At 32.6% G+C, this 18,682-nt stretch carries 17 protein-coding genes; all 17 read right to left on the bottom strand.

The window, feature by feature from the left end; translation table 11 throughout:
- Positions 1–94: 94 nt before the first annotated feature.
- Positions 95–985 carry an ATP-grasp fold amidoligase family protein gene (locus tag LZD48_RS05570; protein ID WP_235761755.1) on the bottom strand — a complete coding sequence of 297 codons (891 nt, stop codon included), beginning with the start codon at positions 983–985 and terminating at the stop codon, positions 95–97.
- Positions 986–1,230: 245 nt separating this feature from the next.
- Positions 1,231–2,523, bottom strand: coding sequence for a lipopolysaccharide biosynthesis protein (locus LZD48_RS05575; protein ID WP_235761756.1), 1,293 nt, complete (start codon positions 2,521–2,523; stop codon positions 1,231–1,233).
- Positions 2,524–2,721: 198 nt separating this feature from the next.
- Entirely contained in the window at positions 2,722–3,846 is a 1,125-nt protein-coding gene (locus LZD48_RS05580; protein ID WP_235761757.1) for a glycosyltransferase, read from the bottom strand.
- Between the two features lie 140 nt (positions 3,847–3,986).
- The gene (locus tag LZD48_RS05585; RefSeq protein WP_235761758.1) at positions 3,987–4,889 is read right to left on the bottom strand and encodes a glycosyltransferase family 2 protein; all 903 of its coding nucleotides are present in this window, start codon (positions 4,887–4,889) and stop codon (positions 3,987–3,989) included.
- Between the two features lie 349 nt (positions 4,890–5,238).
- Entirely contained in the window at positions 5,239–6,519 is a 1,281-nt protein-coding gene (locus LZD48_RS05590) for an O-antigen ligase family protein (RefSeq protein ID WP_235761759.1), read from the bottom strand.
- Between the two features lie 103 nt (positions 6,520–6,622).
- Positions 6,623–7,690, bottom strand: a complete 1,068-nt coding sequence (locus LZD48_RS05595; RefSeq protein ID WP_235761760.1) for a glycosyltransferase — start codon at positions 7,688–7,690, stop codon at positions 6,623–6,625.
- Positions 7,691–7,707: 17 nt separating this feature from the next.
- On the bottom strand, positions 7,708–8,820 hold the full coding sequence (locus tag LZD48_RS05600) for a glycosyltransferase family 4 protein (RefSeq protein WP_235761761.1): 1,113 nt from the start codon (positions 8,818–8,820) through the stop codon (positions 7,708–7,710).
- 27 nt (positions 8,821–8,847) lie between these two features.
- Positions 8,848–9,477 carry a sugar transferase gene (locus tag LZD48_RS05605; protein ID WP_235761762.1) on the bottom strand — a complete coding sequence of 210 codons (630 nt, stop codon included), beginning with the start codon at positions 9,475–9,477 and terminating at the stop codon, positions 8,848–8,850.
- A 27-nt stretch (positions 9,478–9,504) separates the two neighbouring features.
- Complete coding sequence (locus LZD48_RS05610) at positions 9,505–10,533, bottom strand: ATP-grasp domain-containing protein (RefSeq protein WP_235761763.1); 1,029 nt, start codon at positions 10,531–10,533, stop codon at positions 9,505–9,507.
- Positions 10,491–10,697, bottom strand: coding sequence for a hypothetical protein (locus LZD48_RS05615; protein ID WP_235761764.1), 207 nt, complete (start codon positions 10,695–10,697; stop codon positions 10,491–10,493). The genes LZD48_RS05610 and LZD48_RS05615 overlap by 43 nt, the downstream gene beginning before the upstream one ends.
- A 35-nt stretch (positions 10,698–10,732) precedes the next feature.
- Entirely contained in the window at positions 10,733–11,239 is a 507-nt protein-coding gene (locus LZD48_RS05620; protein WP_235761765.1) for a GNAT family N-acetyltransferase, read from the bottom strand.
- 22 nt (positions 11,240–11,261) lie between these two features.
- Positions 11,262–12,479, bottom strand: coding sequence for a DegT/DnrJ/EryC1/StrS family aminotransferase (locus tag LZD48_RS05625; RefSeq protein WP_235761766.1), 1,218 nt, complete (start codon positions 12,477–12,479; stop codon positions 11,262–11,264).
- A 260-nt stretch (positions 12,480–12,739) separates the two neighbouring features.
- Positions 12,740–13,624: a UTP--glucose-1-phosphate uridylyltransferase GalU gene (gene galU, locus LZD48_RS05630; RefSeq protein ID WP_235761767.1), complete on the bottom strand. Its 885-nt coding sequence runs from the start codon at positions 13,622–13,624 to the stop codon at positions 12,740–12,742.
- Positions 13,625–13,671: 47 nt separating this feature from the next.
- Entirely contained in the window at positions 13,672–15,501 is a 1,830-nt protein-coding gene (locus LZD48_RS05635; RefSeq protein WP_235761768.1) for a polysaccharide biosynthesis protein, read from the bottom strand.
- 348 nt (positions 15,502–15,849) lie between these two features.
- Positions 15,850–16,614: a tyrosine-protein phosphatase gene (locus tag LZD48_RS05640; RefSeq protein WP_235761769.1), complete on the bottom strand. Its 765-nt coding sequence runs from the start codon at positions 16,612–16,614 to the stop codon at positions 15,850–15,852.
- 231 nt (positions 16,615–16,845) lie between these two features.
- Positions 16,846–17,547 carry a CpsD/CapB family tyrosine-protein kinase gene (locus tag LZD48_RS05645; RefSeq protein WP_235761770.1) on the bottom strand — a complete coding sequence of 234 codons (702 nt, stop codon included), beginning with the start codon at positions 17,545–17,547 and terminating at the stop codon, positions 16,846–16,848.
- Positions 17,522–18,286 carry a YveK family protein gene (locus LZD48_RS05650; RefSeq protein ID WP_235761771.1) on the bottom strand — a complete coding sequence of 255 codons (765 nt, stop codon included), beginning with the start codon at positions 18,284–18,286 and terminating at the stop codon, positions 17,522–17,524. The genes LZD48_RS05645 and LZD48_RS05650 overlap by 26 nt, the downstream gene beginning before the upstream one ends.
- Between the last annotated feature and the right edge of the window lie 396 nt (positions 18,287–18,682).

Below are 18,682 nucleotides of genomic sequence, written 5' to 3' on the forward strand. Positions count from 1 at the left end.
TCGATTCCTTGACATAACCAAATCCGGAAATTAAGATTTTCATTAAAACGCCTCTTATATAAACCCTTATACTCCTATTAATTTATATAATTAATTAGCGATGAGGTATAGGAAGCTCCAACCAACTCCCCATTTTCTCTTCAAATTCTAGTGGTCTAATTTCTCCCATCCCACTTTGGTGGAAAAATGTAATTTCTCCAAACAAGATTTTACCCTTTACATAATAAAAATCAACTCTTGCATGCGGAAATTTGGAAGATAACTTTTTACTTAATTTTATCATCTCATCTAATTTTTCAGGTTTATTAATTTTTATGTCTAACTCCTTAGGATAGAATATTTCTTCATCCATAAGGTTCCATTCTAAATCATATAGATTTCTTCTCGTTCTCTTTTTATCATTTATACTCAAATCTACAGTAATAAATTTGGGCTTTCCATTGAAGCAAAAGAACCGATAGTCTCTTAATTCCTCTAAATCATCTTGCTCAATGAACTTCTCACATATTATTTTTGGCTTTATATCCTTATAAACCCATTCCCTCCTAGACCAATAATAATTAGTTTTAAGCCATCTCTTCATTTTTTTAAATTCTAGTTTCCAATCCATTTTACTTTTATCTTTACAAATTAAATTAAATCCTGAACCGTGAGTCCCTTTTAAAACAAATGAGTTTGGCAACTTATCTAAGTCTATGTCATCAACTGAGTCATAAACGGCATAGAGATCATTTAAGTATTTACTTCCAATTGTTTCAGTTACAAACTGCCGTACCTCATATTTATCAGCACATTTTGTAGCCAATGGATCACGCCAATGTAATTTTAGCCACTGAAGTTTATCATTATATTTTACGGGATTTTCTAGTTCTACCTTTCTTCCTAACCTATGTTTAAATCTTATATTGATCAGAATTTTATCTGTGACTAAGAATCTATAAAAGAATTCTTTCATTTTATCTTTAAATACCTTAAAAACACTCATTTATTTAGCACCTACTTAAACTTTGATATAATAATTAATATGCTCATAAATCTAGTTTAATATCTTTACCTTTCAACATAAACATTTCATTAAAAACTTAAAGTCATTTACTAACCCCAATAATAGATATAGAATAAGCTTCTCTTCGAAATCAGAAATAGTATGATTGAACTTTAATTGGAAAACTATACCGTTTATTCTAATCTAACGACTTATGTTCAATTGACCATTTCAATATTAACTCATTAATCATTTAATTTAAATTTCTTCTTACTGATACTTAATGTAGCTAATATTAATACAGCATTTAATATCGCTCCCGATATACTAAATAATGCTACTGCAACAAGGTCACTAGAGAATAAGTAGAAACCTATAGCCAACATTACCGTTCTGATAATAAACATAACAACTGTATAGACCAGGTGAAATCTTTGAGAATTTAAAACCGCCAGCGATCTTACACTAGGTCTGTTAATAAAATTTGTAAAAGACCATAAAGCAATCCATCTAGCATATTCTCCAGCAATCTCCCACTCAGATCCAAATATAAGCGAAAATATAAATGGTCCAAATAACATAACCACACCAAAAGGAATGATACCCACACCAGATAAAGCTAACGTTGCTTTTTTTATTAACTCAGTTACATTTTCTTTATTATTTGCCGCTTCAGCAATACGAGGATAAAAAACGTCACCCACAGACTTTCCTATAAACCGTACTGGTATTGACAATACTGTTCTACCTATAGAGTAAAATCCCGCAGAGGCTGGACCGAAGAAAGCAGTAAGCATAAGTACTGGTAATCCTTGGGTTATTGCACTAAGGAATGATTCTGGTGCTCTATATAAAGGAAAGTCATAATATTCTGTCGCTAGTTCTTTTAGTGTTTTCTTTTTTTCATTTATTGACTTATTTGTATCTTGATTATTTTTCTTAGAAAGGGTTATTAACATCATAGCCTTTAGACCGTTACCTATAGCAGTTATAACCACTAAAACTGCTGCAACAGGGTATATAAGCCCAATTCCCACTTTACTACCATTTAATATAATTGATTGAAAGAAAGTTACACGGGCACTAATAGAAAACTGTTTTACTCTAATTAACCATTGTTCGGAGACTTGCAATAAGCCCGAAAAAATTACTACTAATGGTATTAAATATAGATAGGGAGCAATTTCATCTAAGTTAAAAATATTGACGATTTGATTTTGGAAAAAAAACAAAACTAAAAGAGAAAGAAAAGAGAAAAAGACAGTGATAATCAAAGATAAACGTACAAGTCCTTTTGCGTCTTGCGCACTTTTAGGTAAAACAATAGCTATTGGGTATGTTAGAGCGACAATAGGTATTAGAATGCTAATCATTGAATTAAATGTGCCCATGACACCGAATGCCTCAGGACCATACAACCTAGTTATAATAGGAGATAAAGCCATTGCCACTACTTGCGCTCCAGCGGTCCCTGTTAACATAATTAATACATTTCGAACGAAAGATGATTTTATTAATTTGGTGATTTTGTTTTTCATGTTAAGCTCCTACTAATTCATTGCTCACCGATCTTTTTTTGAAAATCCCGTTATTTTTGTGAATTAATTTACTATGGCGTTTTGAAAATTAACCTGTTAGGTACTAATTTAAGGAAAAAGGAAATGCTCTTTTTTAAGTTAATTAGAGTTTTATTTATCAATTAAAATAATCAACATAAGTTAAATACATTTTTTGATTTATCTTATTAATGATTTTATATATATATTTTCTAGCTTTCTGATAATGTGATTAATATCATATTTACTTAAATCTCTAGCATTTTTTTCTGTAGGATTTAAATTATTAACTGCTTGAGACCATTTTTCAATTGAATCATTTAATGAAATTGGAGTCACTAAATTTGTTACAAAAGCATCTTTAGGTACGTTGTTTGATACTACACATTTAACGCCCATAGCTTGCGCTTCAATTAATACATTACCAAATCCTTCATGAAATGAGGGAAACACAAATACATCCATTATATTTAATAGCTCTGGTATATCACCACGTTGACCTAGAAAACTCACCCTATCTTGAATCCCTAAGTCAATAACTTGCTTTTTAACTTGTTCTTTAAGTACCCCATCACCTACAAGAACAAGATGAGCACAATGACACTTTTTTTTAAAATCAGCGAATAAGCTTACCAGAAATTTATGATTTTTAACTTCTACAAAACGACCAATATGTCCAATTATAAATGCATCTTTATTAATATGTAAGGCATCTAAGAGTTCTGTTTTACTATTTTTAATGTTTTTAAAGCGGTTCATATCGACACCATTAGGTAAAACTATGCAGGTATTAGTATTAAAAAAGGTATTTACTTCTTGTTTCATTCTGTTATGTAATGCTATCGGGGTCATCCCTTTTCTGTGTATACAATATTTGGACATTATTCTCAGATAATACTTTTTAAATAAAACTCTTACTTCACTATGAACTGTATAGAAAAGTTTTATATTTTTTCTTTTGTTGTTAATTGCAAAAACGTAAGGAATTGTTCTTAAATGAGTATGAATAATATTTGGTTTTTCAACATTTACCAGATTTATAAATAATTTGTATCTGTTAAAGGTATTTATTAGACGCTTTAACTTATTATTAGGATTTTGAAATATATCATTGTCACCTAAAAATATTACTCTTATACCTTCCTTTTTTAGTTTAGTTTCATTAATTGAGTTAGTTCGGCTCGATGTAGTGACTATAACTATATCAAACTTTTCTTTATTAATTTTGAGTGCATATTCGGTTATTAATGTTTCGGCACCCCCCATTTTCAAATGTCCTATCAAATGTAAAACTTTTGTTTTCAATTTTAGGCTCTCCTCTTTATCGTTTTAATCATCATATAAGAACTAAAATATTACCTTTGATATTTAAATGAATGGACAGAAATGGTAAAAAATATATAAACATTTAAACAGTATAATAGCCATAAGTAAAGGTAAGAGATCTATTTAATTAATATATACCTAATTACCTTTTCTGGCATATATTTTAAAAAGAAACGTTTTAAATTATCTTTATATTTTAGTGATAATTTATTTTTTTTTATAATCCTGTCTAAAATATCTTGATATTCATAATACTTATTATTTTTCCCTTCAAATTTAATAGTACTTCTTAAAAGAAACAAATAAAAATTCACTAGACTTTTAGGGTTTGCATACTTTTCATGTTTACTTAAAAAGTATTCTGTTGCATTATGGTTCAGTGAATTACTCATTCTATTACTTACATCATAATGCAAAATTACAGTTTTTTCTTTATTTACTACTAACCGATGTTTTTTAGCAAACCTGATAGTAAGATCCCAATCCTGATGTTTCGCTTGTTGATCATCAAAAGCAACTTCTTTGAAACATTTAGTTTCAAAAATAAATGTAGAAGTTCGTGTATCCCCATATCTAGAAAGTACGTAGTCAGTAATACTCATATTTGTAGGAATATCTCTTACATTATTCGGATTTAATTTTCCTTCCGAATTTTGAACATAAAATGCACCAAATACACCTTTACTATTACTTTCTTCCATAAGTCTAATGCCCGATTCCAAATGACTCGGTAACCATTCATCATCACTATCTAAAAAAGATATATATTTGCCTAAAGCTTTACTAGCACCTATATTTCTAGCCTTAGCTCCTCCCATAGAAATCTTATTTTTAATATATTTTATAGCAACTTTATTCCTTTCCATGTATTGTTGAATTATATTATGAGTATTATCTGATGACCCATCATCCACTATTATGATTTCGACCTTATATTTTATCTGATTACACACACTGTTCATTGCTCTTTCTATGCAATCAGCTCTATTCTTAGTTGGTATTACTACACTTACATCAACCATTTAAACCTCTTCCTGTCTTTTAAATTTTTTTATTAAAAGGGATGATTATTCAACCTAATAAATAAAAAGTCTGTTGATTATAAAAGTTCAAATTGTATAAGTATATTCTTAATTTAGATGATTTAATAATCTTGTATTAACACTGTCAATACAATCGTTACTTCATGTATGCTTTAAAGTTAGTCCCATACCAACATCAGCTGTCTTTTTGATTCCTTAGTCTTTCCCTAATTTATAACTATAGAGTGGTAAACAATAAATAATACTTTAGATTTTCCACCCCTCTAATATTTAAAAGTAGTTTTTCATTAAGCACAACTAAGTTGTTTTAATATCCTTTCATTTATTACTATTGATTTTTGCAATAATATTCTTTGGAAAAATAATAGACAGCTAATGCAAAACTTAAAAACCAGATTATAATATTGTTATTAACATCAAACAGTCCCGTTAAGTAACGATCTTCAAAGAACTGTCCGAAAAAGATAGCAATTATTATAGCAAAAGATAACACTGCAATATGATTAGAAAACTTAAATTTTATAATAAATCTTTTGTGTAATACTAAAATTGCTATACAAACTGGTAGAAATAATATAGCTACCAAACCAACAACACCGACTTCTGATATTAATCTTATATATAGGTTATGAGAACTAGCCGCAGCCGCATCTATATTTGCAGATTGTAGTAATTGTTGACTTCCCCACCATCCCAATCCTCCAAATAGTGGATTTTGAAAGAAGTATTGAAACATTATATCTGATGCTCCACTTCTTGTCTCTAGATTTTCTGTGTTAAATAACCGAATAATTATTAAATCATAATACTTACTATTTTTAAGAATGATTGTAGTTAAAAAAGAAATAAATATAACAAACATCATTTGGATCAACGACTTAAATAGTCTTTTTGCATTAAATCCAGCAAAAATTTTTTTAATCATAAAGTAAGAAATATATATAAAGTAAACAATGAAAAATGTCAAAAGTACATTTCGAGAAAAGGTCCACAATAATACGATTAGAGCCGTTATCCAAACTACAATTTGGAATTTTTTCCAACTGTTATTTAGCAGTGCATTTAAGTGCGTCTGTAAAAGTATAAATAAAACCACAAAAGCTATTGAATTGGGATTAGTTCCACCACTTAATCTTAATCCACCTACACCGAAACTCCATTCTGGTATTGTAAGTTGACCAATAATTATTAGTAAGAGAAATAGAAATGAAATTATTTCAAAAAAGTTCCTCCATTTAATTTGACTAAGATAATTTAATTGAATAGTATAAAAAACAGTCAAAATAATACCTAGCATTAAAATTGAATATAACATCCTCGGAAAAGAATATACTGGGTTAAGGGAGTAAAATGTACAAAATGATAATATCGCTAAAAGTATTATTAAGTAAAAGTATATGCCTTTTAGATTATTTATTTTTTTAAATTGTGGTTTGTTTTTAACTGAGTGTAATAATAAAATATATACTATGCTTCCAAAAAGTAATTGAGATACGTAAGTATTTGATAAGGGAATACTTACCAAATCTGTACCTGCTATATAACTTACAAAGAAAAAGGAAAGTACATACGCCGGTAGTATTCCAGGCCAAGATTTTAAACTTAACATATATTTTCACTCCTTTCCACAAGACAGCAATTTTTATAAGTTAAACAAACTTTATACACTTCTTATCTACTGTGATTCCATATATTAATAATTATCAACCATATCATTTTTTTAGAAAGTCATCCCATTTTTCACATATATTATCTGACGAAAAATTCAAAACTTGTTTTTTTGCAATTGTAGCACGTGTAACAGCATCATCATAATTGTTAATTATATCTTCAATAGCTAGCGCTAAGGATTCCAGATCATTTATATTAACTAATATACCATTCATTCCGTGTTCAATTAACTCATTTGATCCAGCACAATTAGTTGATATAACGGGTGTTTCAAGCATCATAGCTTCAAGAAGAGCATTTGATAAACCTTCATAATTAGATGACAATATAAACATATCTGCATTATAGACAACATGAAAAACATCTTTAGTTCTACCCATCAAGAAGACTCTATTCTCAAGTTTCTTTTCAATTATTAACTCCTTAAGTTCTTCTCTTAGCTCACCTTCACCATAGATACATAATTTATACACAGGGTATTTTTCTGCTATTAACGAAAATGCGTTAATTAAAAGCTTATGATTTTTTTGCTCCATCAATTTCCCTACGGAAATTATTGTGTTATTTAATGTTTTCTTTTTGGTAAAGTCAAATTTAATGTTGATTGGGTTAGCTATAATTGTAGACTTTCTTTGAATATGTTTTGGGAAACAATCTTTTGCATGCTTAGTTTGGAATATGATACCAGTACTTAAAGGATATAAAATAAAAGTTAAATATTTCACAATTAAACCTCTATTATCAGCATTTGGGTCATTTCTTTCGGAGACAAACACCGGTATATCACTTCTAAGTAAGGCAAATAAAACTAAAATATTAATTTTGGCAAAAAAAGATACTATTACATCAGGTTGTTCACTTTTAACATATCTTCTTATCTTCCATAACCAAGCAATAGGGCGAAAAACTCCACTAGAGTTTTTTGCCGATAAATAATTAATCTTGACACCTTTCGGTAGCTCATAATCCAGGCGATCATTGAGAAGCGTTAAAATCTCGATATTGACACTTTGATTGTGGTAGTATTCAGTTAAATTTGAGATTACTCTCTCCGCTCCTCCTCCTGCCATACTACCCAATATAAAAGTAATTTTATTTATTTTAGACATTTAATATCCACACCTATTTAAAGTAATTCTAATTTATGTAACATTATTTTATTAATCTCATGAACATTAAACTTTTCTTCACAAATACTCCTGCTTAATTTTCCCATCTTATTAACCTGACTCTCATTTTCAATCATCCAGACCATTTTTTCTACAAGAGAGTCTACATCTTTAGGGGGAACGATAAAACCATTAAGTCCATTAATTACCGTTTCGCGACATCCAGGTGAATCGGTTGTAATAATAGGTCTTCCCATAGCCATAGCTTCGAGAATAGATCTTGGTATACCTTCTGGATAATACGATGGAAGAACAAAGACTCTGGACTTTTTTATATATGATCTTACATCATTAGTTTTACCTTTTATATTTATTACATTTTCATTTACTAGTTGTTGTAGTCTATTTATATCAATACTATCATCATCGTCGTCCATAGGCCCTACTAGGTAAAACTCGACTCTAGGATACTTCTTTTTCACCTGCCGAGCCGCCTCCATGTATTCATTAATTCCCTTCCTTCCAGTTAACCTACTTATCATAATGAATACAGGCCTAGTTTCTAATTTACTTGGGTAGTATTCTTGTAAATTTACACCTGAACCGTTAACTAAACTATAATTTTTTTTCCATAATAGTCCTTTTCTTTTAATCATGTTTTGATCATCTTTATTTTGAAATAATATACTGTCAGATAAGGAAAAAGCTAGAAACAACATAGGATAAGAAATAAGTTTAACAAGTAAACCTTTAATTCCTTTAAGTTCAAATAAGCGACCGGATCCATTAACAACGCATAAAACCTTATCTACCCCTGCTAATTTTGCTGCAATAACCATTGTAGGAAACGTTCTTATCCCATACACAATTATTGTATTAATTTTGTTTTTCTTAAGTGCTTTACTGACTTTATATATGGTATGTATTTCTTTTAAGGGATTAGTATTACTCCTACCAATTGAAATAGGTATAAATTGGACATTATATTTTTCATAATCAGGGTGTAGCTCATCTTTGGATTCTTGTCCGACATAATAAACATCGTGTCCTATATCTTGTAAACTTGTTACTAATTCATGCCTATTTATTCTTATATTTTTAGTTCTTATAGCAGATATGGCAACGTTCATATCACACCTCAATCTTATAAATCTATCTTAAGTATACTTCTGTTTCTTTTTCGTACTTTCATTCACTTCGTTATTAGTATATAGACCTTCTTTTCTAAACACCGTTAAAAAAGTCTTGATAAGAATCTTTATATCTAACCAAAATGTTAAATTATTTGAGTACCATGCATCTTTAAGTCTTTTTTCTCTATTGGATAGTTTGTTCCTATAGTACGCTTGGGTATATCCTGTAATACCTGGCCTGACTTTCATTTTATCAATTTCATCAGTTTGGTAAGTATCAAGAACACTTGCTAAACTAGCTCTAGGGCCAATTATACTCATATTACCCTTAAGAACGTTTAAAATTTGAGGAATTTCATCAATACTAGTTTCTCTTAAAAACTTACCTATTTTAGTGACCCTAGGATCAACCTCTGAATTGTAGGTACTTCCATCAGAATTTAATAAGACTGGGGCATTAACTTTCATTGATCGAAATTTATACATCTTAAATATCTTGGAATTTTTCCCAATTCGATCGGCTTTATATAATACAGGACCCTTGTCCTCTATTTTTATTAGTATACCAAGAACAATATATAACAAAATAAAAAATGGTAACCCAATTATACTTACTAAGATGTCTATAGTACGCTTGAAAAATTTTAAGTACATATTACTCACCCCCCAGTGTTAGATAGTTTATTCTCTGATAATTCCTCTATCGATTATTTCTTTAGATTTCATAGCTTTTTTAAAAGCATTTTGAACACTTGGCGATACTGATACTATGTAACCACAGCCATCTAAATTATTTTGATATTTTTTAATCTCATCTCCGACTTCTAAACTATGGTAAGTTTTTACTTGACACTCTTTTTCAATCACTTTGAAATCAGGTAAGCTTTTTACTTTACCTGGCGATAATGCCAGTATCCTAGTAACAACATTCGATTTTAGAACTTGAACTCGCTCTCTTATCTCGAATGGGCTATCTGTTGCAGCCTTTATTATAATACTTGGATAGTCTATACCAGTACTTAATGGGATAATATGGGTACCTATTAAATTCCCTCCCATACGAGCACCAATATCAATGATACAAACATCGCCATTTTTCGTTACTAATAAGTCCATATTAACTGATCCGAAATTAATACCCAATGATTTTATAGCTTTAATTACAATACTTTTGATTTTTTCCTCCATTGAGGAACCACTCGGGATAAAATGACCCAGTTCGGCATAATAAGGTGGTTTTGTCATTTCTTTTCCCATGACCCCAAGCACATGCACTTCTCCATTATAAACAAAAGATTCAACTCCGAATTCTTCCCCGACAATGAAATCTTCTATTAATGCTCTACCAACTAAAGAAACATTCATCGCTTCCTTGCAAGCAGTAACTAACTGTTCATATGTTTTTACTTTATTAATACCCTTACTTCCCGAACCATCACATGGTTTAACAATTACCGGATAATTTATTTTATCTCTAAGTTCAGCTATTAAATCTAAATTTTCAACTTCAAAGTACTGACTTATATCATCAACTTGATTTTCAGACAAGTTACGCCGAACTAAATATTTATTTTTAATTATTTTTGCAACATCGTAATCAAGACCCGGAAGATTCATCTCTCGGGCAACATATGCAGCAGATAATACACCATAATCTGTCGCAGCTGTTATAACTCCATCAATTTTTTTGAGTGAGCATACTGGAGGCAAGCATGTTCATCTAAAATGTCAACTATCTCGTATTCATCAGCATATTTAAACCCAGCTGAATTTGGATTTTTGTCTATTGCGAGGGTATAATAACCCATGTCTTTAGCTTTCTTTATCATGAACGATTGTAAGAAACCGGCACCTAATATTAAAATTTTCTTCAATATAATCAATCCTTTTGTAAAAAACAATATTATAATTATAATATTTTTTCCATTATATATATCGAGAAGTGCTTGGTTGGTTTAGAAGAAGTAATGCTAAATCCACGATTCTTATAAAATTTAATTGCTTTCTCACTTTTGTCGTAAACGTCTAAAGTAATTTTAGATACTTCTTTCTCACGACAATAATCTTCTATAAAATCCATACTTTTTTTTCCTATGCCTTTTCCAGAAACAACTGGGAGTGTAGCGAATTTATTTATTGACGCAAAGCTAACATATCCCTTGATTTTATTATTCATAGTTTTAGGCTCAAATTCTAACTGAAAAGTATGAACATAGAGGTCTGATTGTAAATCTTTAATTAAAAAAACCTCTCTATTTTCACAGTCAGCTTTAATTGATTCTATAGGATACGGAGTTTTCCAATGAACCAATCCTTGCTTTTCAAACATATCTTGACCGCTGAGTGTAATTATCTTATATATTTCATTTATCATGTTCTCATCATTCTTTAACACTCTTCTAAAACTTAACTCCATCAAGTCCCCCCCTTTCTTCTCTCTAATTTCCCGCAATAAAACTCTTTAACCAGGATATAACATACTCTATATCTCCATTACTAAGAGAAGTATGAAGAGGGAGTGATATCTCATTTTTATATTGCTCATAAGCATTCGGAAATTCTCTGATGTCAAACCCTAAATTTTTATATGCTGTAAACATTGGTAACGGCTTATAATGGACATTACAAGAAACTCCAACTTCTGCCATCTTTGAGATAATATTATTTCTTCTTTCTTCGTTAATTCCAAGGATCCTTAATAAATACAAATGACCTGAGGAAGAATATTCTTTTCCAAAGTGCTTAAGTGTTTGGACATTCATAGAAGAAAATGCTTGATCATACATCCCAATAATTTCTTTCCGTCTTTGCAACATTTTTTTATAACGTTCCAGCTGAACTAAACCAATACTTGCTGTGATATCAGTCATATTACACTTATATGCCGGATAAACAATATCATACTCCCATGAGCCTTTTTCTGATTTAGTAAGTGCATCCTTCGATTGTCCATGAAGGCTATAAAGCATAAATTGTTTATAAAGCCAATCATCATCCAATCCTAAGTCATTACGCCATACAACTGCTCCTCCCTCTGCAGTTGTAAGGTTCTTTACTGCATGAAACGAGAAGCAAGTAAAATCTGCGGCTTGTCCGCTTTTTAACCCTTTTCTGTCAGCACCAAACGAATGTGCGGCGTCTGCCATAACGATTACTCTATTAATTTGAGTTTGAATTTCGTTTTTAGACTTAAATAGTTCCTTCTTTCTTTCAATAATCTCATATATTTTATCATAATCACACATTTTTCCGGCAATATCTACTGGGATTATAGCTTTTGTATTTTCATTTATGGCATCAGCTACCTGGTCATAATCCATTTCAAAAGAATTCGGTTCTGTATCGACAAGTATGATTTTTGCTCCTACGTGTTCGATTACAGAAGCAGACGCAGTATAAGTGTATGGAGAGGTGATTACTTCATCTCCAGGCCCTATTCCAAGTATTCGTAACGTAAGCTCCATTGATGATGTTGCGGAATTCAAACACACCGCTTTATTGACACCTACATACTCAGCTATTTTCTTTTCAAATTCCTTTGTTTTTGGTCCTGTCGTAATCCAGCCAGATTTCAAAGATTTAATAACTTTTTCTATCTCAGCATTTGTAATATCTGGAGGAGAAAAAGGTATATCTCTTTTCTCAATATTTAACAATCTATATCCCTCACTTTGCAATAAAACACTATCCTACTTTAGGTTTAAGATAATTTATTTAATCGAATGTAAATTATATTAAATAAGTTTTAAGTAAATTAGACTTTAGTCGATATCAAGTTTCTATTTTAAACTCACCTTCAAATTCACTAACACACTGTATTGATTTAACTCTTAAATTTAGACTACCGAAAATAGTGTTTACATAAGTCAGACTTTGATGATTCAAGAAGCTAGATAGCTCCCACATGTTAACTAGTTTAGTTGACTTTTAATGTTATTTCCTCTACCTTCCGCACAAGGTACTCATATAATTCATTTTTCATATCATCATTTTCTAAGGCAAAATCAATCGTTGTTTTTACGAACCCCATTTTTTCACCAACATCATACCGTTTACCTTTAAAATCATAAGCATAGACATTTTGAATCATGTTTAGTTTCTCAATTGCATCAGTTAACTGTATTTCTCCACCAGTACCAATTTCCTGTTTACCTAATAGATCAAATATTTCAGGAGTAAATACATAACGCCCCATAATTGCTAAGTTTGAAGGTGCCGTTCCTTTCGCCGGTTTTTCCACAAACTTATTAACTTCGTATCTTCTACCTTCTTTTTCACCAGGATCAACAATACCATACCGATCAGTTTCCTCTTCAGAAACCTGCTGAACACCTACAACTGAGCTTCCTGTTTCATCATATTGTTCAATTAGTTGTTTCAGGCCTGGATTCTCAGCCTGTACAATATCATCACCAAGAAGTACTGCAAAAGGCTCGTCCCCAATAAATTTACGTGCACACCAAACTGCATGCCCTAATCCTTTTGGATCCTTTTGACGAATGTAGTGTAAATCAATATTGGAAGCGTGATTCACTTTTTCAAGGACATCATACTTTTCTTTATTCAATAGGTTCTGTTCTAATTCGTAGTTATGATCAAAATGATCTTCAATTGCCCGTTTGCCTTTACCTGTTACAATAATAATATCTTCTATTCCAGATTCAATTGCCTCTTCTACAATGTATTGAATCGTTGGCTTATCTAAAATCGGCAGCATTTCTTTCGGCATCGCCTTTGTTACTGGCAAGAATCTTGTACCGAGTCCAGCCGCCGGAATGATAGCTTTTCTTACTCTTTTCATATTAAGTCCTCCGATTTGTATTATAATTTTATTTATCTACACCTAAATTAGGCCTGAACAGCGAGCTGCTCCCGCTCCAAATAAACAATCTTCATCAATTCTTCTTTTAACTCCACACGTTCAAACTCCACAAAATCCTCTAGAAGCCCTTCAATTAGACTCGGGTTTACCTCAACCGTTCTCCCCACATAAATCTTCTCATAAACCTCACCAGGTAGAACCTCATCCTCACCGAGTAATTCCTCAAACATTTTCTCTCCAGGCCTTAGACCAGAATACTCCATTCTGATTTCGTCTTCCGTATAGCCCGATAACTTGATTAAATTCTTTGCTAAGTCAACAATTTTCACAGGCTCACCCATATCCAGCACGAAGATTTCTCCACCCTTCGCAAGTGTTCCAGCCTGAACTACAAGCCTGGACGCCTCAGGGATTGTCATAAAGTATCTTGTAATATCCGGATGGGTTATCGTTATCGGTCCGCCATTTTCAATTTGCTTGCGAAACAACGGAATAACACTCCCCCTGCTTCCAAGCACATTTCCAAACCGAACAGCGACAAATTTCGTATCACTTTTCTTCGCTAGATGTTGCACGACCATTTCAGCAATACGTTTCGATGCTCCCATCACATTCGTTGGATTCACTGCTTTATCCGTAGATACTAAAACAAACGTCCTTACATAGAACTTGTCAGCAGCTTCCGCGACATTTTTCGTGCCAATAATGTTGTTCTTTACAGCCTCGTGCGGATTATACTCCATCAATGGAACATGCTTATGTGCTGCTGCATGATAAATAATTGCCGGCAAATGTTCCCCGACAATTTCAAAAATACGTTTTCGGTCTTTCACATCACCAATAATCGGAACAATCTCGGTCTGTTCTTCACCAAATGTTTTCCTTAATTCCATATCGATGTTGTAAATGCTATATTCACCGTGTCCGACAAGTAGAATCTTCTTGGGGGTAAAACGCATCAATTGACGGCAAATCTCAGATCCTATCGATCCGCCGGCTCCGGTGACCATAACCGTATTCCCCGTTACATATTCTGAAATGGCATTAATATCAAGTTTAACAGGTTCACGGCCTAGTAAATCTTCTACTTCAATATTTTTCAGACTGCTTACAGTGATTCTCCCTGTCATCAAATCCTCGATTTTCGGAATCATTTGCACTTGGGCAGACGTACTAGCACAAGCTTCAACAATGTTTTTTAGTTCTCCATTTCTTAATGAGGGAATCGCAATTACAATATGTTCAACATTATATTCTTCAACAATCCTTGGTATATCATTGACGGATCCGACAACGGGAAGATTATACATTTCCATTTTTTGTTTACTTAAGTCATCATCAACAAACGCAATTGGTGTCAGTTCAGTATTATGTTCATTTTGTAGTTGACGTACAATCATTGCCCCAGCGGCTCCAGCGCCAACAATAAGAGTACGTTTTTGAGACTTATTATTATTACTTATGTAACGATCTCGGTACATACGCCATATAAATCGAGACCCTCCAATAAATATAATGTGTAAGAGCCAAGCAACAACCAAAGCCCGCCGAAGTATTGTAAAATCATTTAAAAAGAGCTGTACGAGACCAGCAGAAATTATAGAAAGTGTTACGGCTTTTACGATGGCGACCAATTCTCCGACACTTGCATAAGACCACACTTTATTATAAAGTTTAAAAACTGCTGCGAATAAATGATGAAAGATGACGAGTGCAATAGCGGATGTAATGATTGCATTTGAAGTAAGTATGTCGGTATATGCAGGATACACAATCCATGCCGCAACGAATATTGCTGTTGCAACGATCAACGTATCAAGTAAGAAGAGTAATGATAAACGTTTTGAATAAGACATGAGTTCTCCTTTCTCATGAGGTTTAAGCCTTCATGTCAGTTAGATTATTTTATGTAAAAGCTAGATAGTTTTTCGACTACGACTTAATGGTACTAAAGTCGGATTATGAATTCAATAGTAAATGCTTAATTTTACCAAGTAGAGCCTTCCTAGTTAAAGTCACATACAATATTCTACTAAAATTGCAATCGGGTTTTAAGTGACTTTTGCCATACGAAGACACTTTATATCAAGATTGTGAATTTAATTCGACAATCCTAGTATATATATCACAGAAGAGCAGTACTTAATTTACGTATTATTTTACGCTTATGTACCAAATACACATGAAGACTTCCTTGGTCAATACTAAAATAGACCAAGGAACTTTTTTCTTTTTATATTGGACGGTTCTACACGATTCACATTCTGGTTATCTATCAGTAGTTGGCTGTTCTCAAGATACATATACACATAGTCATCACCATAATCATTCTGAATCAGTTGAAAGGCTTCGTTCATTGCAAAACCTCTTGTTGTTGTATTGTGAGCATCCGATGCGATGAAATGAGTTAAATTAGCTTCAATAATTTGCCTGCTGAATTTCTGAATGTTTTTCCCAAACTTCCCTACTACGCTCGCTGCTGTAACTTGCGTAAGTGCACCCTTTTTCACAAATTCATACAGTCTATTCGGATGTTCAATCAATTCCTGATTTCGTTCTGGATGAACAATAATTGGTATATAACCTGCAACTTGAATATCAAATAACATCTGACTGGCATAACGAGGAACGTGAGCTGAAGGGAACTCTACAAACACATACTTTGTATTATTGATTGGCAAGATGATCTCCTTCTCCAGTTCTGCAATCATATCACCATTGATTCGTGTTTCTTGACCTGGAAGTACAGTAAGTGGAATGCCTTCATTCGTAATTAATTCATTTAACGTATCCACCCAACGAACGATATTATCTCGTTCATTATCATACTTTCCGTTCCGATGGTGAGGTGTCGCAACAATCGTAGTAATTCCTTCTTTTACTGCAGCTCTTGCCATCTGTAAACTATCTACCTCAGTTTGAGCTCCATCATCTATACCAGGAAGAATATGTGAATGAATATCAATCATTTTAGACACTCCCCTTCTCTGTTTCTATATCAATTGAACAAATACTAAAATATATTTCAAGCTTCGTACAAATAAATTATTTGATATACCATTATAGCAAAGTTTGTCGAGTTTTAATAGACCTTCCCAAATACTTAATGTAGATTTAAAGTACAATTCAATGAATCTATCAAACCCACGCAAAAAGAGCTCCCTCTGCCGCTGATTCCGCGAAAGGAAGGAGCTTTATCATTAGTTCGTGCCGTAATAGTAATAATAATTAGATGCCTTTTTCTCCCGATCATTCAAAACTACACCGAGTAGTTTTGCCTTCGCAGGTTCAAGCGCTTCTTTCGCTTTCTGAGCTGGCTCAATTTCTGTACTGCCACTTCGGACAACGAGCACTGAACCATCAACTATATTAGCTAGAATCTGGGCATCCGTTACTGCTAGTACAGGCGGAGTATCAAATATAACGAGATCATAGCTTAATTTTGCTTCTTTCAAAAGGGTCTCCATTTTTCTTGACCCAAGCAATTCGGAAGGGTTGGGAGGAATCGGCCCACAAGTCATCACATCAAGTGTATCGATATCCGTTTCATTCACCGCTTCTTCAAGTGAGATTTCCCCTACAAGCACATTGCTTAATCCCCGCAAGTTATCAAGTCGGAATGTATAATGCATGGTTGGCTTTCTTAAGTCAGCATCGACAAGTAATACACGCTTGCCTTGTTGGGCATATACAATCGCTAAATTCGCAGTTGTTGATGATTTACCTTCCGCCGGACCGGATGAAGTTACAAGAAATGATTTTAAATCATTATCAACAGAAGAAAATTGCATATTTGTTCTCACTGTACGATATTGTTCCGATATTGGAGACTTCGGATTTACTTTTGTGATTAAGTGACGGACATTACTGCTGACTTTAGACAGATTCTTTTTGCGCAGCATTAAATCCACCTCTCTTCTGCCTATTTGGCTGGAAACTCATTTGATTCGTACGGACATCCTCTGAATTAATATGTGAGATAACCCCAAGTACCGGAAGTCCAAGATGTTTTTCTACATCATCTTCTGTCGTAACCGAATTATCAAGATATACAAGTAAGAAAGCTAAACCAATACCAATCATCAAACCGAGAACTACTGCAATTGCGATATTCAAAATTGGATTAGGCGCTACAGGAGATGGGTTTGCGCTAAGTTGAGCTTCTGTTAGCACGCCCACGTTATCTACATTCATAAAATCTTGAATTTTATCTTGGAATACAGCAACTGTTGTATTAGCAATATCTACTGCCATTGCTGGATTTTCGTCCGTTACTGTCACAGTTACGACTTGTGATTCATTTGCATTGGCGACACTTATATTTTGACCTAGTGCTGCAACAGTATATGGCAAGTTAAGTTCATCGATGACCTCTCCTAAAATTGCCGGAGCTTTAATAATCTCATTATAAGTATTTATAATTTCCACGTTTGCCCGAATATCGTTAACATTATATGGAACTTCTTGCTCCTGTGCACTTTGATTCACAATGAACTGTGAACTGGATTCATAAGTCGGCGTAAGAACAAAATAACTTAAAACTGCCGCTATAACAGCTGCACCAAGTGTGATTGCTAGAATAAGCAGGATTCGCTGCTTGATTACCTCAAATATTTCCTTTAAGGAAATTGTCTCCTCCATGGTGTTACCTCCATATTCCTTTAGTATTCTAATTTTTGCGGACATTGCCACTAATATAATTTAGTTTATTTCAGACTTTGCACTTTACAATATGTGATTATAACACATAACCGGGAAAAAAGTAGGGGGTTTTTTAGAATTGTTTCAGAGTTTGCTAGATGGTTAGATGTTCTAGTTGGTATTATATAGAAAAAAACTTATGTACTACAGCTAGATCTTAAACTTTTATAGTGTGGAAATAGTTGTAAAATAAATCTTCAATCTAATTATTCAACCAATTCTACCACAACACCCTCTCCAATGTTTCTCTATTATATTACAAAGACATTACAAATCCATTAATTTTCTATCAAACTAGCGATTTTACGCTATAATGGATGGTAGTTATTTCTAATT

This window comes from Oceanobacillus alkalisoli, assembly GCF_021556485.1.
Lineage (GTDB): Bacteria > Bacillota > Bacilli > Bacillales > Amphibacillaceae > Oceanobacillus > Oceanobacillus alkalisoli.